Origin of the sequence: Streptomyces milbemycinicus, assembly GCF_002154605.1 — a bacterium.
Lineage (GTDB): Bacteria > Actinomycetota > Actinomycetes > Streptomycetales > Streptomycetaceae > Streptomyces > Streptomyces milbemycinicus.
This window is the reverse complement of record NZ_MUNE01001121.1, coordinates 1-2,031: the sequence shown is the minus strand read 5'-3', so window position 1 is coordinate 2,031 and position 2,031 is coordinate 1. Positions and strand designations below refer to the sequence as shown.

The window sequence follows — 2,031 nt, the reverse complement described above, 5'->3', positions numbered from 1 at the left end:
CCCGTTCGCCCCCCGGCCCGCCGCCTTCGGCCCATGGCGCCGCCCCGACCGGTCCACGTTCGACTCCCCGTACGGCGGTGCCGCCCCGGACCGGCCGGCCGGCCGCCGTACCCGCGGCAGGGTCGCGGCCGCCGCCGCCAGTCTCGTCCTCGGCCTCGGGCTGCTCGGCGGCGCGGCGGCCGGATCCTGGCTGACCGGCGACTCCGGGTCCCGGCCGGCCGACGGCGACAGCTATGCGCGGGCCGGCAGCGCCTGGCACAGCGTCCCCGTCGACGAGCTCTTCCCCCGCACCCTGCGCGGGGCCGGTCCCGGCGGCGCCGACCGCATCTGGACCCGGATCGCGGTGGCCCCGGACAGCAGCTGCGGCGGCGCCTTCGACCCACTGCTCGAGAAGGCCCTGGCCCCGGTCGGCTGCAAGCGGCTGCTGCGCGCCACTTATACGGACGCCACCAGCACCGGTGTGACCACTGTCGGCCTGCTGGTGACCAAGGCCGGGTCGGGGGCCATGCGCAAACTCAGTGAGCGGTTCCAGGCCGAGGGGCTTGGCGACCGTGCCGACCTCATGCCCCGCCCGTACGCGGCGAAGGGCACCGCCGCCGCCGGCTTCGGCGACGCCCAGCGCGCCAGCTGGCGGATCCGGATCCTGCCCGACGCCCCGGCCGTCGTGTACACCGTGTCCGGCTTCGCCGACGGCCGTAAGGTCACCGACCCGCAGCCGGCCGGTGAGGCCACCCGCGGCGGCGCGACGACGGCCCCGGCCCAGTCGGGCCTCGGCCATGACGCGCGCGGTATCGCCGACGAGATCGAGCGCGCCTTCCGCCGCGCCCTGTCCAAGACGGAGGCCCCCGCGATGACGGAGGTCCCGCGATGACCGGGTGGCGGCGGCTGCGTCGCGCCGTGGGTGCGGGGCTGGCCGCGGCCGGGCTGGCGCTGCTGCCCGCCGTGCCCGCCCGGGCGGACGCGATCCAGGCGCGGGAGTGGGCGCTGGACGCCATTCACGCGCCGACCGCCTGGCAGACGACCAAGGGCGCGGGCGTGACGGTCGCCGTGCTCGACACCGGCGTGGACGACCAGCACCCGGACCTCGCGGGCCAGGTCCTCACGGGCAAGGACATGGTCGGCTTCGGAGCCGGGCGCGGCGACAGCGCCTGGGCCCGGCACGGGACCGCCATGGCCGGGATCATCGCCGGACACGGACACGGCGCCGCCGGCAGCGACGGCGTGAAGGGCGTGGCCCCCGAGGCGAAGATCCTGCCGGTGCGCGTGATCCTGGAGGAGGCCGACCCGGCCCGCAAGAAGGCCCGTACGCAGCGCGGCGGCGCGCTGGCCAACGGGATCCGCTGGGCGGTCGACCACGGCGCCGATGTGATCAACCTGTCGCTGGGCGACGACAGCAAGTCCGCGCACCCCGAGCCCGCCGAGGACGCCGCCGTGCAGTACGCGCTGCGCAAGGGCGTGGTCGTGGTGGCCTCGGCGGGCAACGGTGGCGAGGACGGCGACCGGGCCTCCTACCCGGCCGCGTACCCCGGGGTGATCGCGGTGACCGCCGTGGACCGCTTCGGCTTGCGCGCCCCCTTCTCCACCCGTCGCTGGTACGCCGCGGTCTGCGCGCCCGGCGACGACGTGGTCATCGCCGACCCCGACCGGCGCTACTACGAGGGCTGGGGGACCAGCGCCGCCGCCGCGTTCGTCTCGGCCTCGGCCGCCCTCGTCCGCGCCGCCCACCCCGAGCTGAGCCCCCGGCAGATCAGGCAACTGCTCATCGACACCGCCCAGGACCGCCCCAAGGGCGGCCGCAGCGACGCACTCGGCGCGGGCCTGGTGGACCCGGCGGCGGCGATCGAGGCGGGGGCGGAGCTCAAGCCCCAGGCGCAGCGGCCGGCTGTGGGGGCCTCTCCCCAGCGCTACTTCGGCTCGGGCCCCGACCACGCCCGTACGGAGAGCGACGAGGGCGGCCCGAACCGCCTCGCGCTCACCGCCGCAGCGGCCGGGGTGGGCCTGCTGGCCGCCGCGGTGGCGCTGTGGCGCGGG

Annotated in this window: 2 protein-coding genes; both read left to right on the top strand. The window is 77.4% G+C overall.

What is annotated here, in order from left to right:
* A partial coding sequence (locus CCN51_RS51480; RefSeq protein ID WP_425444814.1) for a hypothetical protein occupies positions 1-871 on the top strand: 871 nt, incomplete at its 5' end.
* Positions 868-2,031: type VII secretion-associated serine protease mycosin (gene mycP / locus CCN51_RS51475; RefSeq protein ID WP_086861261.1), on the top strand; the 1,164-nt coding region annotated here is incomplete at its 3' end. The genes CCN51_RS51480 and mycP, both read left to right, overlap by 4 nt.